General features: G+C 69.5%; 20 protein-coding genes and 1 tRNA gene. 13 read left to right on the top strand and 8 right to left on the bottom strand.

The genetic code is table 11. The features are described from left to right. Positions 1 to 12: 12 nt before the first annotated feature. Both aosR and GS4_RS14805 read left to right on the top strand, forming a co-directional pair. Positions 13 to 588 (top strand): oxidative stress transcriptional regulator AosR, encoded by a 576-nt coding sequence (gene aosR / locus GS4_RS14810; protein ID WP_007621876.1) that lies wholly within the window; start codon positions 13 to 15, stop codon positions 586 to 588. A gap of 81 nt (positions 589 to 669) precedes the next feature. Further along, positions 670 to 1,800, top strand: a complete 1,131-nt coding sequence (locus tag GS4_RS14805) for a P1 family peptidase (RefSeq protein ID WP_007621875.1) — start codon at positions 670 to 672, stop codon at positions 1,798 to 1,800. Positions 1,801 to 1,919: 119 nt separating this feature from the next. Here GS4_RS14805 and GS4_RS14800 read toward each other — a convergent pair whose 3' ends face one another. Continuing rightward, a complete protein-coding gene (locus tag GS4_RS14800) occupies positions 1,920 to 2,342 on the bottom strand; it encodes a DUF4189 domain-containing protein (protein WP_040510573.1) in 423 nt (140 codons plus the stop codon). A gap of 40 nt (positions 2,343 to 2,382) precedes the next feature. After that, the gene (locus GS4_RS14795; protein ID WP_007621873.1) at positions 2,383 to 3,216 is read right to left on the bottom strand and encodes an LppX_LprAFG lipoprotein; all 834 of its coding nucleotides are present in this window, start codon (positions 3,214 to 3,216) and stop codon (positions 2,383 to 2,385) included. Positions 3,217 to 3,457: 241 nt separating this feature from the next. On the opposite strand from GS4_RS14795, the gene GS4_RS14790 reads away from it, so the two are divergent. The 8 genes from GS4_RS14790 (at position 3,458) to rdgB (ending at position 8,889) form a co-directional block, all read left to right on the top strand. After that, the gene (locus tag GS4_RS14790; protein ID WP_040510626.1) at positions 3,458 to 3,865 is read left to right on the top strand and encodes a M67 family metallopeptidase; all 408 of its coding nucleotides are present in this window, start codon (positions 3,458 to 3,460) and stop codon (positions 3,863 to 3,865) included. 3 nt (positions 3,866 to 3,868) lie between these two features. Further along, positions 3,869 to 4,141, top strand: a complete 273-nt coding sequence (locus tag GS4_RS14785) for a MoaD/ThiS family protein (RefSeq protein ID WP_007621871.1) — start codon at positions 3,869 to 3,871, stop codon at positions 4,139 to 4,141. 6 nt (positions 4,142 to 4,147) lie between these two features. Further along, positions 4,148 to 5,119 (top strand): PLP-dependent cysteine synthase family protein, encoded by a 972-nt coding sequence (locus GS4_RS14780; RefSeq protein WP_007621870.1) that lies wholly within the window; start codon positions 4,148 to 4,150, stop codon positions 5,117 to 5,119. Positions 5,120 to 5,174: 55 nt separating this feature from the next. Further along, the gene (locus GS4_RS14775) at positions 5,175 to 5,804 is read left to right on the top strand and encodes a rhomboid family intramembrane serine protease (protein WP_007621869.1); all 630 of its coding nucleotides are present in this window, start codon (positions 5,175 to 5,177) and stop codon (positions 5,802 to 5,804) included. Next, positions 5,801 to 6,619 carry a glutamate racemase gene (gene murI / locus GS4_RS14770; protein WP_083862726.1) on the top strand — a complete coding sequence of 273 codons (819 nt, stop codon included), beginning with the start codon at positions 5,801 to 5,803 and terminating at the stop codon, positions 6,617 to 6,619. Before GS4_RS14775 ends, murI begins: the two co-directional genes overlap by 4 nt. A gap of 78 nt (positions 6,620 to 6,697) precedes the next feature. After that, entirely contained in the window at positions 6,698 to 7,465 is a 768-nt protein-coding gene (locus tag GS4_RS14765; protein WP_040510624.1) for a cyclic nucleotide-degrading phosphodiesterase, read from the top strand. 48 nt (positions 7,466 to 7,513) lie between these two features. Next, positions 7,514 to 8,269, top strand: coding sequence for a ribonuclease PH (gene rph, locus GS4_RS14760; protein ID WP_007621864.1), 756 nt, complete (start codon positions 7,514 to 7,516; stop codon positions 8,267 to 8,269). Next, on the top strand, positions 8,269 to 8,889 hold the full coding sequence (gene rdgB, locus GS4_RS14755) for an RdgB/HAM1 family non-canonical purine NTP pyrophosphatase (protein ID WP_007621863.1): 621 nt from the start codon (positions 8,269 to 8,271) through the stop codon (positions 8,887 to 8,889). The genes rph and rdgB overlap by 1 nt, the downstream gene beginning before the upstream one ends. A 45-nt stretch (positions 8,890 to 8,934) precedes the next feature. On the opposite strand, the gene GS4_RS14750 is transcribed toward rdgB, so the two are convergent. The 4 genes from GS4_RS14750 to GS4_RS14735 all read right to left on the bottom strand — a co-directional run bounded on the left by GS4_RS14750 (position 8,935) and on the right by GS4_RS14735 (position 12,046). After that, on the bottom strand, positions 8,935 to 10,047 hold the full coding sequence (locus GS4_RS14750; protein WP_007621861.1) for a glycosyltransferase: 1,113 nt from the start codon (positions 10,045 to 10,047) through the stop codon (positions 8,935 to 8,937). Positions 10,048 to 10,184: 137 nt separating this feature from the next. Beyond that, a complete protein-coding gene (locus tag GS4_RS14745; RefSeq protein WP_007621859.1) occupies positions 10,185 to 10,529 on the bottom strand; it encodes a DUF3817 domain-containing protein in 345 nt (114 codons plus the stop codon). After that, on the bottom strand, positions 10,526 to 11,011 hold the full coding sequence (locus tag GS4_RS14740) for a hypothetical protein (RefSeq protein WP_007621858.1): 486 nt from the start codon (positions 11,009 to 11,011) through the stop codon (positions 10,526 to 10,528). The genes GS4_RS14745 and GS4_RS14740 overlap by 4 nt, the downstream gene beginning before the upstream one ends. Positions 11,012 to 11,119: 108 nt before the next feature. Beyond that, positions 11,120 to 12,046, bottom strand: a complete 927-nt coding sequence (locus GS4_RS14735) for a GlxA family transcriptional regulator (RefSeq protein ID WP_007621857.1) — start codon at positions 12,044 to 12,046, stop codon at positions 11,120 to 11,122. Between the two features lie 71 nt (positions 12,047 to 12,117). On the opposite strand from GS4_RS14735, the gene GS4_RS14730 reads away from it, so the two are divergent. Next, the gene (locus GS4_RS14730; protein WP_007621856.1) at positions 12,118 to 12,453 is read left to right on the top strand and encodes a cupin domain-containing protein; all 336 of its coding nucleotides are present in this window, start codon (positions 12,118 to 12,120) and stop codon (positions 12,451 to 12,453) included. Here the strand turns inward: GS4_RS14730 and GS4_RS25220 are convergent. Continuing rightward, on the bottom strand, positions 12,438 to 12,926 hold the full coding sequence (locus GS4_RS25220; RefSeq protein WP_007621855.1) for a winged helix-turn-helix transcriptional regulator: 489 nt from the start codon (positions 12,924 to 12,926) through the stop codon (positions 12,438 to 12,440). The two genes, GS4_RS14730 and GS4_RS25220, sit on opposite strands and share 16 nt — an antisense overlap. Before the next feature lie 55 nt (positions 12,927 to 12,981). Between GS4_RS25220 and GS4_RS14720 the strand changes: the two genes are divergently transcribed. Further along, positions 12,982 to 13,662, top strand: coding sequence for an NADPH-dependent F420 reductase (locus tag GS4_RS14720; RefSeq protein WP_007621854.1), 681 nt, complete (start codon positions 12,982 to 12,984; stop codon positions 13,660 to 13,662). Positions 13,663 to 13,680: 18 nt separating this feature from the next. Here GS4_RS14720 and GS4_RS14715 read toward each other — a convergent pair. Beyond that, positions 13,681 to 13,766 (bottom strand) — tRNA-Leu (locus GS4_RS14715). Between the two features lie 180 nt (positions 13,767 to 13,946). Between GS4_RS14715 and GS4_RS14710 the strand changes: the two genes are divergently transcribed. Then, positions 13,947 to 14,177 (top strand): excalibur calcium-binding domain-containing protein, encoded by a 231-nt coding sequence (locus GS4_RS14710; protein WP_157226627.1) that lies wholly within the window; start codon positions 13,947 to 13,949, stop codon positions 14,175 to 14,177. Positions 14,178 to 14,253: the final 76 nt, after the last annotated feature.

The following is a 14,253-nucleotide window of genomic DNA, read 5'->3' as shown; positions in this document are numbered from 1 at the left end:
ATCCTGGGCGTCGTGCGCACCTGGAAACGCCGTGGCCGCGGGTCGGCGACGCGGATCTGCTCGCAACTCGACGTGCACGAGGCGGAACTCCTCGCGTCGATGGTCACCTCGATGCGAGAACTGCTGGCCGAACGTGAGTCGACGGCGCCGAGCGACGACCTCTCCGCGCTGACCGGCATCCCGGTTGGCCACACCTCCCCACCCACGGATGCGACGTTGGGACGCCTGCTGCCCGACTTCCACCGGCCGGACCAGGACGAGATCCTGGACGCAGGGGTGGTGACCGGCGACATCAACGGCGCGCTGCGCAGCGTGCACGAGCCGCACATCATCGACGCCAAGATGTCGGCGGCGCAGGTGGTCCTCGACACCCTGCCCGACGGCGGTGGCGAACTCGCCCTCACCGAGGCCGAGGCGACGCAGTGGCTGTCGGCCCTCAACGACATCCGGCTGGCGCTCGGCGCGATGCTCGGGGTCTCCGAGGACACACCCGACCATCTGCCCGCCGACCACCCGCACGCCGCGCACCTGGACGTGTACCACTGGCTCACGGTGATGCAGGAGCTGCTCGTCGAGGCGTTGATGTGACGCCTCGTGCCGGTATCAGAGGAATGATCGACACCGATTCCGTAGGTCGAGAGAATCACGGTTGATCGAAAGGGGCCACGGTTGAGCGAGCGGGATTCCAGGGGCATCGCGAGCGTCGCGGGTGACCGCATCACCGACGTCGTCGGTATCGAGGTCGGGCATCACCATCGCATCGACGCCGATGCGACCGAGGGAGACGAGACCACCCAGGGCACCGGATGGGCCACCGGCTCGACCGTCGTCCGGATCAGACCGGCCCGGATCGGGATGCCCACCGCCACCGCTGCCGTCGACGTCCGCGGTGGTGGACCCGGTACGCGGGAGACCGACCTGCTCGATCCGGTGAACACCGTGCAGACCGCCCACGCGATCCTGCTGACCGGTGGCAGCGCCTACGGATTGGCCGCGGCCGACGGCGTGATGCATACCTTGGAGGCCGACGGGACCGGACTCCCGATGGACACCTTCGGTCATGTCGTCCCGATCGTCCCCGGCGCCGTGATCTTCGATCTACCGGTGGGCGGCTGGACCCGACGTCCGGACGCCGACTTCGGTGCCCGGGCGGTGGCCTCTGCAGCGCGTGACTTCGAGGTCGGGAGCGTAGGAGCCGGTGCGGGCGCCCGTGCCGGAGCGCTCAAGGGCGGCGTGGGGACGGCCTCGATGCTCATCGCCGACGGTCCCGCGGCCGGTGTCACGGTCGGCGCGTTGATGGTCGCCAACCCGGTCGGCACGGTGATCGATCCCGGTACCGGGTTGCCGTGGGGCGCAACCGCCGACGACCTCGCCTATCACCGACTGTCGGAGCCGAGGTCGGACGAGATCGCGGCACTGGCCGCACTCGAGGCGAAGCGCACGGTGCTGAACACGACGATCGGTGTGGTCGCCACCGACGCTGTGCTCGACCCGGCATCCACACGACGCGTCGCGATGGCCGGACACGACGGACTGGGCCGGGCGATCCGACCGGCGCACTCGCCCCTCGACGGCGACACGATCTTCGCGGTCGCGACTGGCGCTATCACCCCGCCGCCGTCGCCGGTGCCGATCCCACCCGGAATGAACCCGTCGGTGGCCGCTCTCGCCGCGATCAGCGTCGTGGCCGCCGAGGTGGTGAGTCGGGCGATCGTGGCTGCCGTGGTGGCCGCCGAGTCGGTGGCCGGCGTCCCGAGCTACCGCGATGTGGTGCCGTCCGCGCTGCGCGCCACCCACTGAACCCGACGGTCGGCGGGGGATTCGTCGACCGTCGCGTGGTCGTGCAACCACCCGAGCAGCGTTCCCGGACACCCGTCGGCGGGGCCGACTCGTGGAGCCGGCCCCGCCGAGATGCCATCTCAGGAGTGGTTGGACGTGCAGGCCCAGTCATGGATGTGCGCACCGGGGCCGGCGTTGTAGAGCGCGCTGATCTGCGCTCGGTAGAGGCTGGGAGCGCGACCGTAGCCGTAGTAGTACGGCGACCGGGCGATCGCACCGCAGCCGTTGACGAACGTCGCCACCACCCGGCAGTCGGCGTATCCGCAATAGCGGATCGCCACACCGCGCGCAGAGAACACGTTGGGCGCGTCCAGGGCCCGGCCGGTGGCGCCGGTGGACGGCGACAGCGCGATCGCGCCGTAGTAGTTGTAGGCGGCGTTCGCCGGAGCGGGATCGCCGAGCGCGGTGCCGCCCAGCGCGCCTCCGACGGCTGCCACCGACAACGCGGTGATCGCCAATCGTCGGCGGAGCGACGTGCGCTTCGTCGTCGGGTTCGTGGTCATGGCTGTCCTCGTCTCGGTGCGATGAGTGTGGTCGGTTCGCTCAGCCATCGGCCTTCTCCCTTGTGGGCTGTCCGGGCTCGGGCTCCTCGGTCGGCTTCTCGCTGGGCTGGGACACCGCCGGCGGGGCACTGACGGTCACCGGCTCGTCCCACTTCGAGAGGTCGATGGTGACCGCGGCTCCGGGTGCGGGGGTGACCTGCAGTCGGACCAATCGCTGCGGTGAGTCCGACGCGATCCACGCCGTGACCGGGACGGCCTTCTTCTGCTGCTCGGGTGGCACGGTGCCGAGGATCGGGGCGAGTGCCTGCAGCGGGACCTGCGCGGCGACCGCGGTGGTATCGACATCGGAGGTCGGGTCCGGCACGGCCGACGGCGGGGTGGCCGGGGAGGCGGCGGCCATCTGACGCAGGATGTTCGGCAGTCCGCGCTTGTCGTCCAGGACCACGGTGACGTCGTAGATCGACTTCCCGTCGCCGTAGTCCAGGTAGCCCGCGCCGCCGACGTTCGCGTACAGCTTGCCGTCGCTGTAGACGAACGGTGCCTTCACCTCGTCGGTGCCGACCAGCACGGTGGCGTCACCCTTGGCTGCGTTCTTCGGAGACTTCGCGACGTCGGCGTCGAGTGCGGTGGCCTTGAGTCCGGGGACCTTGCCCGTCACTGCGAGCTGGAGGTGGGCGCTGTCGAGTTCGGCGGTCGAGTTCGCCGCGGCGTCCAGGAGAGCCTTGGGATCGTCGGTCCGTGCGGCGCTCGTCCGGTCGGCCGACGCCGACGACGATTCGCCGACCGGGGTCGACTCCGACGAGCATCCGGCCAGGACACCGGCGACGACGCCGGCGGAGACCAGTGCGGTGAGCACACGCTGATGACGGTCCATCGAGACGGACTCCGTTCCGTGGTCGGTGGACCACATTCGATGAGGCGAAACCGTCGCGAGAGACGCGACCGGGATGACGATGGCGGAACAGTAACAACGCAGGTCAGCGCAGTGGAATAGGCTGTAGCTCAATCAGATGACAGGCCTGCGCGCCGATGCACGACCGGAATATGCACACGGGGATCGGCGTTCTGGCTGGTCGATGCGGGGAGGTTCCCGCGCCGTGCGAGAGGATGTGTCGGTGCTGCAGATCAGGCGCGAGTTGGTGGACGCGATGGTGGCGCACGCACGCGCCGACCACCCGGACGAGGCATGCGGGATCATCGCCGGGCCCGAGGGCTCCGACCGGCCGGAACGCTTTGTCGCCATGCTCAACGCCGAGCGGTCGCCGACGTTCTATCGCTTCGATGCCGGAGAGCAGCTGAAGGTGTGGCGAGAGATGGACCGCAACGACGAGGAGCCGGTCGTCGTCTACCACTCGCACACCGCCACCGAGGCGTACCCGAGCCGCACCGACATCTCCTACGCCGGCGAGCCCGCCGCCCATTACGTCCTGGTGTCCACCAGGGACCCCGACGTCGACGAGATCCGGAGCTATCGCATCGTCGACGGCGTCGTGACCGAAGAGTTGATCGAGATCAGGAGCTGACCCATGCCCGTCACCGTGTCCATCCCCACCATCCTGCGCACCCACACTGGCGGTGCGAAGCGGGTCGACGCCGGCGGCACCACGTTGGCGGAGGTCATCGACGACCTCGAGGCCGCCAACCCGGGGATCAAGGAGCGATTGGTCGCCGACGGCAAGCTGCACCGATTCGTCAACGTCTACGTCAACGACGAGGACGTACGCTTCTCCGGTGGTCTGGACACCGGCATCGACGACGGTGACGAGGTCACCATCCTGCCCGCCGTCGCGGGTGGCTGACCGGCGGTGGCACGGTACTCGTCACTGATCGAGTCGGTCGGGTCCACACCGCTCATCGGGCTCCAACGACTCTCACCGCGGTGGGACGACGGCACCGATGGTCCGCATGTGCGGTTGTGGGCGAAACTCGAGGATCGTAACCCGACCGGCTCCATCAAGGATCGGCCCGCGCTGCGGATGATCGAGCAGGCCGAGCGTGACGGACTGCTGGCGCCCGGCTCCACCATCCTCGAGCCGACCAGCGGCAACACCGGGATCTCCCTGGCGATGGCCGCCAAACTCAAGGGGTACCGGCTGATCTGTGTGATGCCGGAGAACACGTCGGAGGAGCGACGTGCACTGCTGACGATGTTCGGTGCGCAGATCATCTCGTCTCCGGCTGCGGGCGGATCGAACACCGCGGTCGCGATGGCCAAGGAGATCGCCGCCGAGCATCCCGACTGGGTCATGCTCTACCAGTACGGCAACCAGGCGAATGTCGCGGCGCACTACGAGGGGACCGGCCCGGAGCTCTACGCCGACCTGCCCGAGATCACCCACTTCGTCGCGGGCCTGGGTACCACCGGGACCCTGATGGGCGTCGGTCGCTATCTGCGCGAACAGAATCCGGACATCCAGATCGTCGCCGCCGAGCCGCGTTATGGCGACGAGGTCTATGGTCTGCGCAACATCGACGAGGGCTTCGTGCCCGAGTTGTACGACGACTCGGTGCTGACCCGACGTTTCTCGGTGCAGGGCGTCGACGCCGTCGCCCGGGTGCGGGAGCTCATCGAGCAGGAGGGCATCTTCGCCGGGGTGTCGACCGGCGCGATCCTGCAGGCGGCGCGCGGCGTGGCACGCGGGGCGCTGAAGAACGGCGAACGCGCCGACATCGGTCTCGTCGTGCCCGACGCGGGGTGGAAGTATCTCTCCACCGGCGCCTACGCGGGTAGCTTGGAGGACGCCGAAGCGGCCCTGGAGGGCCAGCTGTGGGCCTGATGCCCACCCGCTGTCGATTCGACGGCGTGCGTACGGATCACCAGCGAGGACGCTCATGACGACGAATCCGGTCCCGACCGGAGCGCAGCCCGCGCGCCGCGAACGCCCACTCTGGCTGCGGTCGGCCACCATCATGGTGTCGATCGTCGCCGCCCTCTTCGTCATCGAGGCGATCGACGCCGCGAGCGATTTCCGGATGGACTACCGGTTCGGCATCATCCCGCGTCAGGTCGACGGCCTCGACGGCATCGCGTGGGCGCCGTTGCTGCACAGCGACTGGGCGCACCTGATCGGCAACGTGACCGTCGGTGCGATCCTCGGTTTCCTGCTGCTGCTCGCGCGACGGTTCCTGATCGTCACCGCCATCGTGTGGATCGTCTCGGGGGTGGGTGTCTGGCTCACCGCGCCGTCGTATTCGTTCACCGTCGGCGCCTCGGGCGTCATCTTCGGCTGGCTGACGTACCTGTTGATCCGTGGGCTGTTCAACCGCAACGTCTGGCAGATCCTGATCGGCGTCGTGCTGTTCCTCGTGTACGGCTCGGTGCTGTGGGGTGTGTTGCCGTCGGACCCGCAGGTGTCGTGGCAAGGCCACCTCTTCGGGGCGGTCGGCGGTGTCCTCGCGGCGTGGTTCCTCTCCGATCGTGACCGCCGCAAACGCAGCCCGTCGGCGGAGGTGCGGTCATAGCGCCCAACGGTTTCCCCGCGGGTGCCGACGCACCCATCGGGATCTTCGACTCCGGTGTCGGCGGGTTGACGGTGGCGCGCGCCATCATCGACCTCCTGCCCGACGAGGACATCGTCTACATCGGCGACACCGCCAACGGTCCGTACGGGCCGCTGACCATCCCCGAGATCCGGCGCCACGCCCTCGCGATCGGCGACGACCTCGCGGCCCGCGGCGTGAAAGCCATTGTCATCGCCTGCAACACGGCGTCGGCGGCCTGTCTGCGGGACGCGCGGGAACGCTACGCGCCAATCCCCGTGGTGGAAGTCGTGCTACCCGCCGTGCGCCGGGCGGTCCACGCCACCCGCACCGGTCGGATCGGCGTGCTCGGCACACAGGCGACCATCGCTTCCCGCGCCTACCAGGACTCGTTCGCCGCGGCCCGCGACGCGGTGATCACCGCGGTGCCCTGCCCTCGGTTCGTCGACTTCGTCGAACGAGGTGTCACCAGTGGTCGGCAGATCCTCGGGCTCGCACAGGGGTACCTCGAACCGCTGCAGCGCGCCGACGTCGACACCGTGGTGCTCGGTTGCACCCACTACCCGCTTCTCTCGGGCGTGATCCAGCTCGCGATGGGTGACGAGGTGAGCCTCGTCTCGAGCGCGGAGGAGACCGCCAAGGACCTGTTCCGGGTCCTCACCGAGAACGACCTGCTCCATCCGCACAGCGACCGGGCGGCAATCCGCGAGTTCCGCTCCACCGGTGACCCGGAGTTGTTCGCGAAACTCTCCAGCCGTTTCCTCGGTCCGGTGGTGGGCCAGGTGCAACCCCTCTGACCGAGATGAACGGCGGTCGCCGGGAGTTGTGACCGATACGTTGTCTGGCTGCGTCGCGGACGTGGCAAGGTGGTCACCATGCGTCTGACGGTCCTGGGGTGTTCCGGGAGCGTGGGTGGGCCCGGCGCTGCGTGTTCCGGGTACCTGCTCACGGTCGCGGGTGAACAACCCGTACTCATGGATTGCGGACCGGGGGTGCTCGGAGAACTGCAGCGGGTCGCCGACCCCAACGAGGTGGCGGTCGTCCTCAGTCATCTACACGCCGACCATTGCCTCGACCTACCGGCGATGCTGGTCTGGCGACGGTACGCACCCACCCCGGCGACCGGGCGGGCCCCGCTCTACGGCCCGCCGGGCACACCGCTGCGCATCGGAGCCGCGTCTGCCGAGATCCCCGGCGACGTCGACGACATCACCGACACCTTCGCGACGCACGACTGGGTCGACGGCGAAGAGGTGCAACTCGGTGGGATGAGCATCCTGCCGCGGCGGATGAACCATCCGCCGGCCACATTCGGGCTGCGGATCACGGGTCCGCAGGGACAGGTGATCGCCTACAGCGCCGACACCGGGGCGTGTGACGAGCTCATCGACCTCGCGGCAGGAGCCGACATCTTCCTCTGTGAGGCCTCGTGGACCCACGCCCCGGCCGACCGTCCGGCCGACCTGCACCTCTCGGGGATCGAGGCAGGGGAGGCGGCCACCAAGGCGGGTGCCCGCTCGCTCGCCCTCACCCACATCGCGCCCTGGACGAGCACCGAGGACGTCCTCGCCGAGGCGCGTAGCACCTTCGCGGGGCCGGTCGATGTCGTCCGATCCGGTCAGGTGTTCGACCTCGCGCCCTGACCCTGGCAGGCGGTTCGGCGCCGGGTCGGGAGTCGATAGAGTTGTCTCGTGACGACACGCGCAGACGGCAGGGCCGACGACGAACTCCGACCGATCACCTTCACCCGCGGATTCACCACCCACCCGGCCGGCTCGGTACTGGTCGAGTTCGGTCAGACCCGCGTCATGTGCACCGCGAGTGTCACCGAGGGCGTGCCGCCCTGGCGTCGTGGGTCCGGTCTGGGGTGGCTGACCGCCGAGTACTCGATGCTGCCCGCCGCGACCCACGAGCGATCCTCGCGCGAATCGGTGAAGGGCAAGATCGGCGGTCGCACCCACGAGATCAGCCGACTGATCGGCCGCTCGCTGCGCGCCTGCATCGACCTCGCCGCACTCGGGGAGAACACCATCGCCCTCGACTGCGACGTTCTGCAGGCCGACGGTGGCACCCGTACGGCCGCCATCTCCGGTGCGTATGTGGCCCTGGCCGACGCCGTGACCTATCTCAAGGCGGCCAAGCGACTCAGCGATCCGCAGCCGCTGTCCTGTGCCATCGCGGCGGTCAGCGTCGGCGTGGTCGACGGTCGGGTCCGCCTCGATCTGCCTTATGAGGAGGACTCCCGAGCCGAGGTCGACATGAACGTCGTCGCGACCGACGCCGGGACCCTGGTCGAGGTGCAGGGGACGGGCGAGGGCGCCACCTTCCCGCGGGCGACCCTCGACGCGCTCCTCGACATGGCCGCCGTCGGCACCGAGAAGCTGTTCGAGGCGCAGCGGACCGTGCTCGCCGAGCCGTATCCCGGCGTGCTGCCGGGCGCCAACTGATGGCCGCGCAGCTACTGCTCGCCAGTCGCAACGCCAAGAAGCTGGCCGAACTCCGGCGCGTGGTCGCCGCGGCGGGCCTGGGCGACCTCGAGGTCGTCGGTCTCGACGACGTGCACGAGTACCCGGAGGAACCGGAGACGGGCGCCACCTTCGAGGACAACGCGTTGATCAAGGCGAGATCGGGTGCTGCGGCCACCGGATTGCCGTGCCTCGCCGACGACTCCGGGATCGCCGTGGACGCCCTCAACGGGATGCCCGGGGTGCTGTCGGCACGATGGAGTGGCCGCCACGGCGACGATCCCGCGAACAACGAATTGCTGCTGGCGCAGATCTCGGATGTGCCCGACGAACGTCGGGGCGCGGCGTTCGTGTCGGCCTGCGCACTGGTCGCCCCGGACGGCGTGGAGACCACGGTGCGCGGTGAATGGCGTGGTCGAATCCTGCGCGCGCCCAGGGGCGATCACGGTTTCGGCTACGACCCCCTGTTCGTCCCTGACGACGAGGCCGCAGGTGGGCGGTCATCGTCGGAGCTGGCACCCGAGGAGAAGGACGCGCTGAGCCACCGTGGAAAAGCGTTGGCACAGTTGGTCCCGGCGCTGACCGAGCTCGCGCGGGGCTGAACCGAGCTCTCGCGGAGCTGACCCCGCGTCATCCGGGACGCTCCGTCAGACCCGAGCACCCCGATGCACACCGATCATGCGGTCGATGGAGTCCGACCACCGGAACGACATCGCACGGCGTCGTGCGGCCGATTCGCGAGCCGGCCGTGGCCGCGCGAGCAGGTCCTCGATGGCGTCGGCGAACCCCGTGGTCGAGTCCTCGGCGAGCGCACCGCAACTCGGGTCGACGATCCCGGCCACCGCCGACGACCGTGACCCGACCACCGGCGTCCCCGAGGCCAGGGACTCCAGTGCGGACAGACAGAACGTCTCGTGCGGTCCGGGCGCGACGGAGATCTCGGTGGTCGCGAGCAGGGTCGCCACCTGGGTTCGGTCGGGTAGGTGCCCGAGAAAGGTGACCGGGAGTCCGCGCGCCGCCCGTTCCAGGGCCGGCCGCCGCGGACCGTCACCGGCGATCACCAGATGCACGCGCCGCCGTGCCGAGTGCAGCCGGGCCACCGCCGCGATGCTCCGATCCGGACGCTTCTCCGGGGAGAGCCTGCCGCAGTGGGTGATCAGCGTGGTCTCGTCGTCGACCCAGCGTGCAGCGAGGGTGCGGTCGGCGTGGCGCGGATCGAAGATGTCGAGGTCGACGCCGAGTGGCGCGCGCACCACGTTGCCCGCGCCGATGCGGTCGAACTCCGCGGCCGCGAACGGCGTCGTGCACACGATGGAGTCGTACGACGCTGCGGTCGCGGAGTTGGCGCGATCGGCCGCCAGGCGCGCGATCGAGCGCGGCATCACCATGCCCAGCAGGCGATCCAGTCGTTCGTGCGACACCATCGTCGAGTGGATGTCCCGGTCGCGGGCCCAGCGACCGAAGCCGCGCAGGGTCAGTCGATCGGAGACCTCGATGGCGTCGGGGGCCAGATGTGCGACGGCCTCGGCGACCCGATGGGGTCGGGCGAGTCGGTAGCCACCGGAGAACGGGAGGCGTCCGGCCGCGACCCGGATTCGCACAACTCCGCTGTCGAGGACCTCCTCGTGGTCCTCGGTGCCCGGTACCACGAGGGCGACTTCGTGACCGGCGGCGACATAGCCTGCGCCCCAACGGTCGACGGCGGTACGCAGCCCGCCGGACCGCGAGCCGTAGAAGTTGGCGAGCTGCACGATCCGCATGATCGACAGTCTTGTCGGCAGGCCGTGAACAGACGGCACCCCTCAGGTGTCACCCGTCCATGAGGACGATGAATTCCCGGGCCGTGAGCTTGGATGTACGGGCGCTGGTGGTCGGCCGGTGGTTGCCGGTCCCGGCCTCAGAGGCCGAATTCCGCTTTCACCTCGCGGGTGCGGATGTGCTCCACCCAGAAGGAGAGGAAGGGGATGGTGCCCGCGATGGCCGTGAGCACGGTCTTGCCCAGCGGCCAACGGACCTTGATGGCGAGGTCGATCGCGAAGATCAGGTACACGAAGTACACCCAGCCGTGTACGAAGGGCACGAAGTCCAGCGCCGTGCTGCCGAAGCCGTACTTGATGACGAGTTCCACGACGAGCAGCAGCAGCCACAGGCCGGTGATCCACGCCAGCACCCGGTACCGCAGGAGGGCTCCCCGGACCTTGTCGACGGGGGTGGTCGGTGCCTGCGTACGTGCTTCGGTCACGGTGTCGGGTCCTCACTGTCGGGAACTGGGGCGCGGCCGCCACCGCCGGTATGGCGGACACCCGCGCGAGCGTCCTCGGCCATCGACTGCGCTTCGAGCTCGGCCAGATAGCGGTTGTACGCGGTGAGGCTGTCGTCCTCGGCCGGCGTCGGAGGGGAGGTGAGCGACGAAGCACTCGGCGTCGTCGGCCGGTCGGGGAGGATGCCCTCGGGGATCTCAGTTGCGCCACGGGAGCCCGGGGCGATCTTCTCGACCTCGTCCGGGTCGCTCTCCAGGACCACGAACCGGCGGTACGCGTAGATCACCGCGGCGGCGAACGCCGGCCATTGCAGCGCGTACCCCAGGTTCTGACCCGTTCCCGACGCCGACTCGTAGCGACTCCACTGCCACCACGCCAATGCCAGGCAGGCCACGGCTGCGACCACCACCAGCGCGATCAGCGCCGGGCGGTGGCGCCGCTGTCGCAGGGGTGCCGATGCCATGACTCGACGGTACCTGACCAGCGTCGACGCGCTCGCCGGCGGTGTGCCTCGATGCTCGCGGGGGTGGTCGGGATCACGTCCGTGAGCGATTGCGGCAGTCCGCCGGCGTCAGGCCGCGCGGATGCTCCGCCGATAGTCGCTGGGCGTGACACCGACGTGGGTGTGGAATCGGCGTCGCAGGTTCACTGCCGACCCGAGACCGACGCGGGTGGCGATCGCGTCCACGGTCAGGTCGGTGCGCTCGAGCAGCGCCTGCGCAGCCCGGACTCGACGCGACACGATCCACTCACCCGGAGCGACTCCCAGTTCGTCGGCGCATCGACGCGCCAGCGTCCTCGGGGACACGGAGAGGTGCGTGGCGAGATCGGCGACGGAGAGCCGGTCGGGGAGGTGCGCGTCGATCCAGGCCTCAGCGGACGCGATCCCCGATGCGGGCCGTCCATCGGGTCGAGTCGTGGTCGGCCGCGCACGTCGTGGGACGACCATGCTGCGCGCGATCGCGGCCGCGTAGGCGGCACCGTGGTCGTGCTCGACCAGATGCAGGCACAACTCGATCCCGGCGCCCGCGCCCGCGCTCGTCGCCACGTCACCGTGGTCGACGAACAACGTCTCGACGACACGCACCGCTGGGAACATCTTCTGCAACAGACCGATTCGGCTCTCGTGCGTGGTCGCCGACCTTCCGTCGAGCAGACCGGTGTGGGCCAGCGCGAAGACTCCGGAACAGATGGTGACCAGCCGGGCGCCCCGGTGGTGCGCTCGGCGGAGCGCTGCGATCACCCGCGGGGTCGGTGGGACGTCGACGGGGAGCCAGCCGGGGACGATGATCGTGTCCGCGGTCTCGAGGGCATCGAGGCCCGTCGGGACATCGATGGAGTAGCCGGCTGCTGTCGTGACACGACCCGGGGTCTCGGTGCACATGGTCAGCTCGTAATGTGTCGGGATGCCGGCCCGCTCGGTGCCGAAGACCTCGACGGCGCATCCGAGTTCGAAGGTCGACTGGACCGATCGCACCAGCGTCACCACACGATGCATGGCACGAAAGTACCCCATCGCGGCCGCCGACGACCTCGTGCCCGAGATGGTTCCGATGCCAGGGTCGGGACATGACCAGCGAGATCCTCGACCAGCCCGGATACGAGTCGTCGAACGCCGCGACCATTCCGTCTCGGGAGGTGTTGCCGGGTGTCCGGCTCCGCCGACTGTGGACCGGTGCGAACGGTGCGCACGCGAATGTGTTGGAGATGGACGCCGGCAGCGGGTGGCCGCGACGGGATGTCCACGAACCCGGCCCCGAAGAGGTCTATGTCGTCGACGGCGTCTTCGACGACGGTGCACGGGAGTATCCGGCGGGTTCGTTCCTGCATGCGCCGGCCGGCTCGTGGCACGTGCCGCAGACACGGGTCGGGTGCACGCTGTTCCTGTTCTATCCCGAGGGGTGAGGGGTACCGCTATAGGCTCGCACGCCGTTCTCGGCCTCGGCGGTCACGGCGTGATCGCCGCCTGCGCTCATCGCGTCGAGAAGGTCATCGCCGTGGGTCTCGGCCCAATCGCCGAGCGCCTGCAGCGGCCCGCGGCAGAAACTCGTGCCCAACGGAGTGAGGGAGAGGACCGCGCGCGGCGGGGCCGTCCTCGTGCGCATCCGCGTGATGAGGCCGGACGCCTCGAGGCGGTCGAGGGTCTGGCCGAGCACCTTGTCGGAGATCTGGCCGATCGCGGCCCGCAGCGCCGACCGATCGCGCGACTTCTCGTCGAGGGCGGCGAGGACCACCGGATCCCAGCGGTGCATCAACAGATCGGTGGCGGCACGCACCCGGCAGTCGGCGACGAGTTCGTCGCGCGGCGGGGACGGGGACGGGGACGCGCTCGCGGGTCGGTTCGACGGCGGAGGCGGTGCAGCGCTGGTCGCGACCATGGCATCAACCGTAATGCACCGATCGGTGTGGATCGTCCTCACTACGTTCTCGACCATGAACTCTCCGACAAGCCACCATCGTCCGCTGCGCATCGGCGTCTGGGGTGCCGGCAACGTCGCCCGCGCACTCGCCGGTGCGTGGACACGCGCCGGCCACTCCGTCGCGGTCAGCAGCCGATCACGCACCCCCGCAGTCGATCTCGCACAGTCACTAGGCCCGGGGGTGAGCGTGGGCTCGTTCGCCGAAGTCACCCGCGGTGTCGATGCCGTCGTCGTGGCCCTGCCCTGGGCTGCAGTGGACTCCGTGCTCGACGAGGTCGTCTCGCGAGATCCGGAGTCGCCGGACGCCGAATCGTCGAGCGACGATCTGGCCGGTGTGACGATCATCGATCCGACGAATCCGGTCGTCCACGCGGTGGGAAGCCACCTCCTTCCGACCGGGTCGGCAGCCGACCACATCGCCAGTCGTATTCCGGCGGCGCACGTCGTGAAGGCCTTCAACGTCTACCCGGCACCGACCTGGGCCGATGTGCCCGACGGCGTGGTCGTCCCCATCGCCGGTGACGACGCCCGGGCGCTGGCGCTCACGAGTCGGCTGGTCGGCGATGTCGGTGCCACCGCCCACGTACTCGGCCCGCTCGACCGCGCTCGCCAGATCGAGGAACTCGCCGGCGCGGTCATCGGACTCGCCTTCGCCGGGACCGACCCGAGGTCGGCGGTGCCGGGGCTGGGATAGTGCCGAACGCCGGGACCATGGTGCGCGAGGGGGGACTTGAACCCCCACGTCCATCGGACACTGGAACCTAAATCCAGCGCGTCTGCCAATTCCGCCACTCGCGCGTGTGCGGGATCAGCGTACCGCCCGCAGAGACCGGCGGCGACTGAGTATCCACCGGCCAGGACGGTGGTGACGCTCGTCCGTTCGACTGAATGTGCTTCGAAGTGGCCACCGGCCCGATGTGATGGGCGCATGATCTATCGACCCTGACCAGGGGCTGGACATTGACGAAGGATGACGACATGACGACACGGCGCCGTGGGTTCGCGGGACTGATCGCGGTAGCAGGATTGATGGGGGCGGGTCTCGTCGTGGCGGCGCCGGTGGCTGCTGCGCCCCCGGCCCCGACGCCGGTCGTCTACTACAAGAACTGCACCGCGGCACGAGACGCCGGTGCGGCGCCGATCCGCCGTGGCGAGGACGGATACGACAGTCACCTCGACCGCGATGGCGACGGGATCGCCTGCGAGTAAAGCGAACCCGCCCCAGACCTCCGCTCGTTCCTCCGCCCCGAACTTCTTCTTCCGCCGACTGCAGGCGACGGAAGAA

Source organism: Gordonia soli NBRC 108243, assembly GCF_000334455.1.
Taxonomy (GTDB): domain Bacteria; phylum Actinomycetota; class Actinomycetes; order Mycobacteriales; family Mycobacteriaceae; genus Gordonia; species Gordonia soli.
The sequence above is the reverse complement of the archived record's forward strand: the minus strand, read 5'-3'. Positions and strand labels throughout refer to the sequence as shown.

What these genes read in the sequence shown, in the direction of transcription:
- GS4_RS14800 (WP_040510573.1), bottom strand. Translation starts at nt 2,342, where the DNA reads ATGACCACGAACCCGACGACGAAGCGCACGTCGCTCCGCCGACGATTG.
- GS4_RS14795 (WP_007621873.1), bottom strand. Translation starts at nt 3,216, where the DNA reads ATGGACCGTCATCAGCGTGTGCTCACCGCACTGGTCTCCGCCGGCGTC.
- GS4_RS14785 (WP_007621871.1), top strand. Translation starts at nt 3,869, where the DNA reads ATGCCCGTCACCGTGTCCATCCCCACCATCCTGCGCACCCACACTGGC.
- GS4_RS14775 (WP_007621869.1), top strand. Translation starts at nt 5,175, where the DNA reads ATGACGACGAATCCGGTCCCGACCGGAGCGCAGCCCGCGCGCCGCGAA.
- GS4_RS14765 (WP_040510624.1), top strand. Translation starts at nt 6,698, where the DNA reads ATGCGTCTGACGGTCCTGGGGTGTTCCGGGAGCGTGGGTGGGCCCGGC.
- rdgB (WP_007621863.1), top strand. Translation starts at nt 8,269, where the DNA reads ATGGCCGCGCAGCTACTGCTCGCCAGTCGCAACGCCAAGAAGCTGGCC.
- GS4_RS14750 (WP_007621861.1), bottom strand. Translation starts at nt 10,047, where the DNA reads ATGCGGATCGTGCAGCTCGCCAACTTCTACGGCTCGCGGTCCGGCGGG.
- GS4_RS14740 (WP_007621858.1), bottom strand. Translation starts at nt 11,011, where the DNA reads ATGGCATCGGCACCCCTGCGACAGCGGCGCCACCGCCCGGCGCTGATC.
- GS4_RS14735 (WP_007621857.1), bottom strand. Translation starts at nt 12,046, where the DNA reads ATGCATCGTGTGGTGACGCTGGTGCGATCGGTCCAGTCGACCTTCGAA.
- GS4_RS14730 (WP_007621856.1), top strand. Translation starts at nt 12,118, where the DNA reads ATGACCAGCGAGATCCTCGACCAGCCCGGATACGAGTCGTCGAACGCC.
- GS4_RS25220 (WP_007621855.1), bottom strand. Translation starts at nt 12,926, where the DNA reads ATGGTCGCGACCAGCGCTGCACCGCCTCCGCCGTCGAACCGACCCGCG.
- GS4_RS14720 (WP_007621854.1), top strand. Translation starts at nt 12,982, where the DNA reads ATGAACTCTCCGACAAGCCACCATCGTCCGCTGCGCATCGGCGTCTGG.
- GS4_RS14710 (WP_157226627.1), top strand. Translation starts at nt 13,947, where the DNA reads ATGACGACACGGCGCCGTGGGTTCGCGGGACTGATCGCGGTAGCAGGA.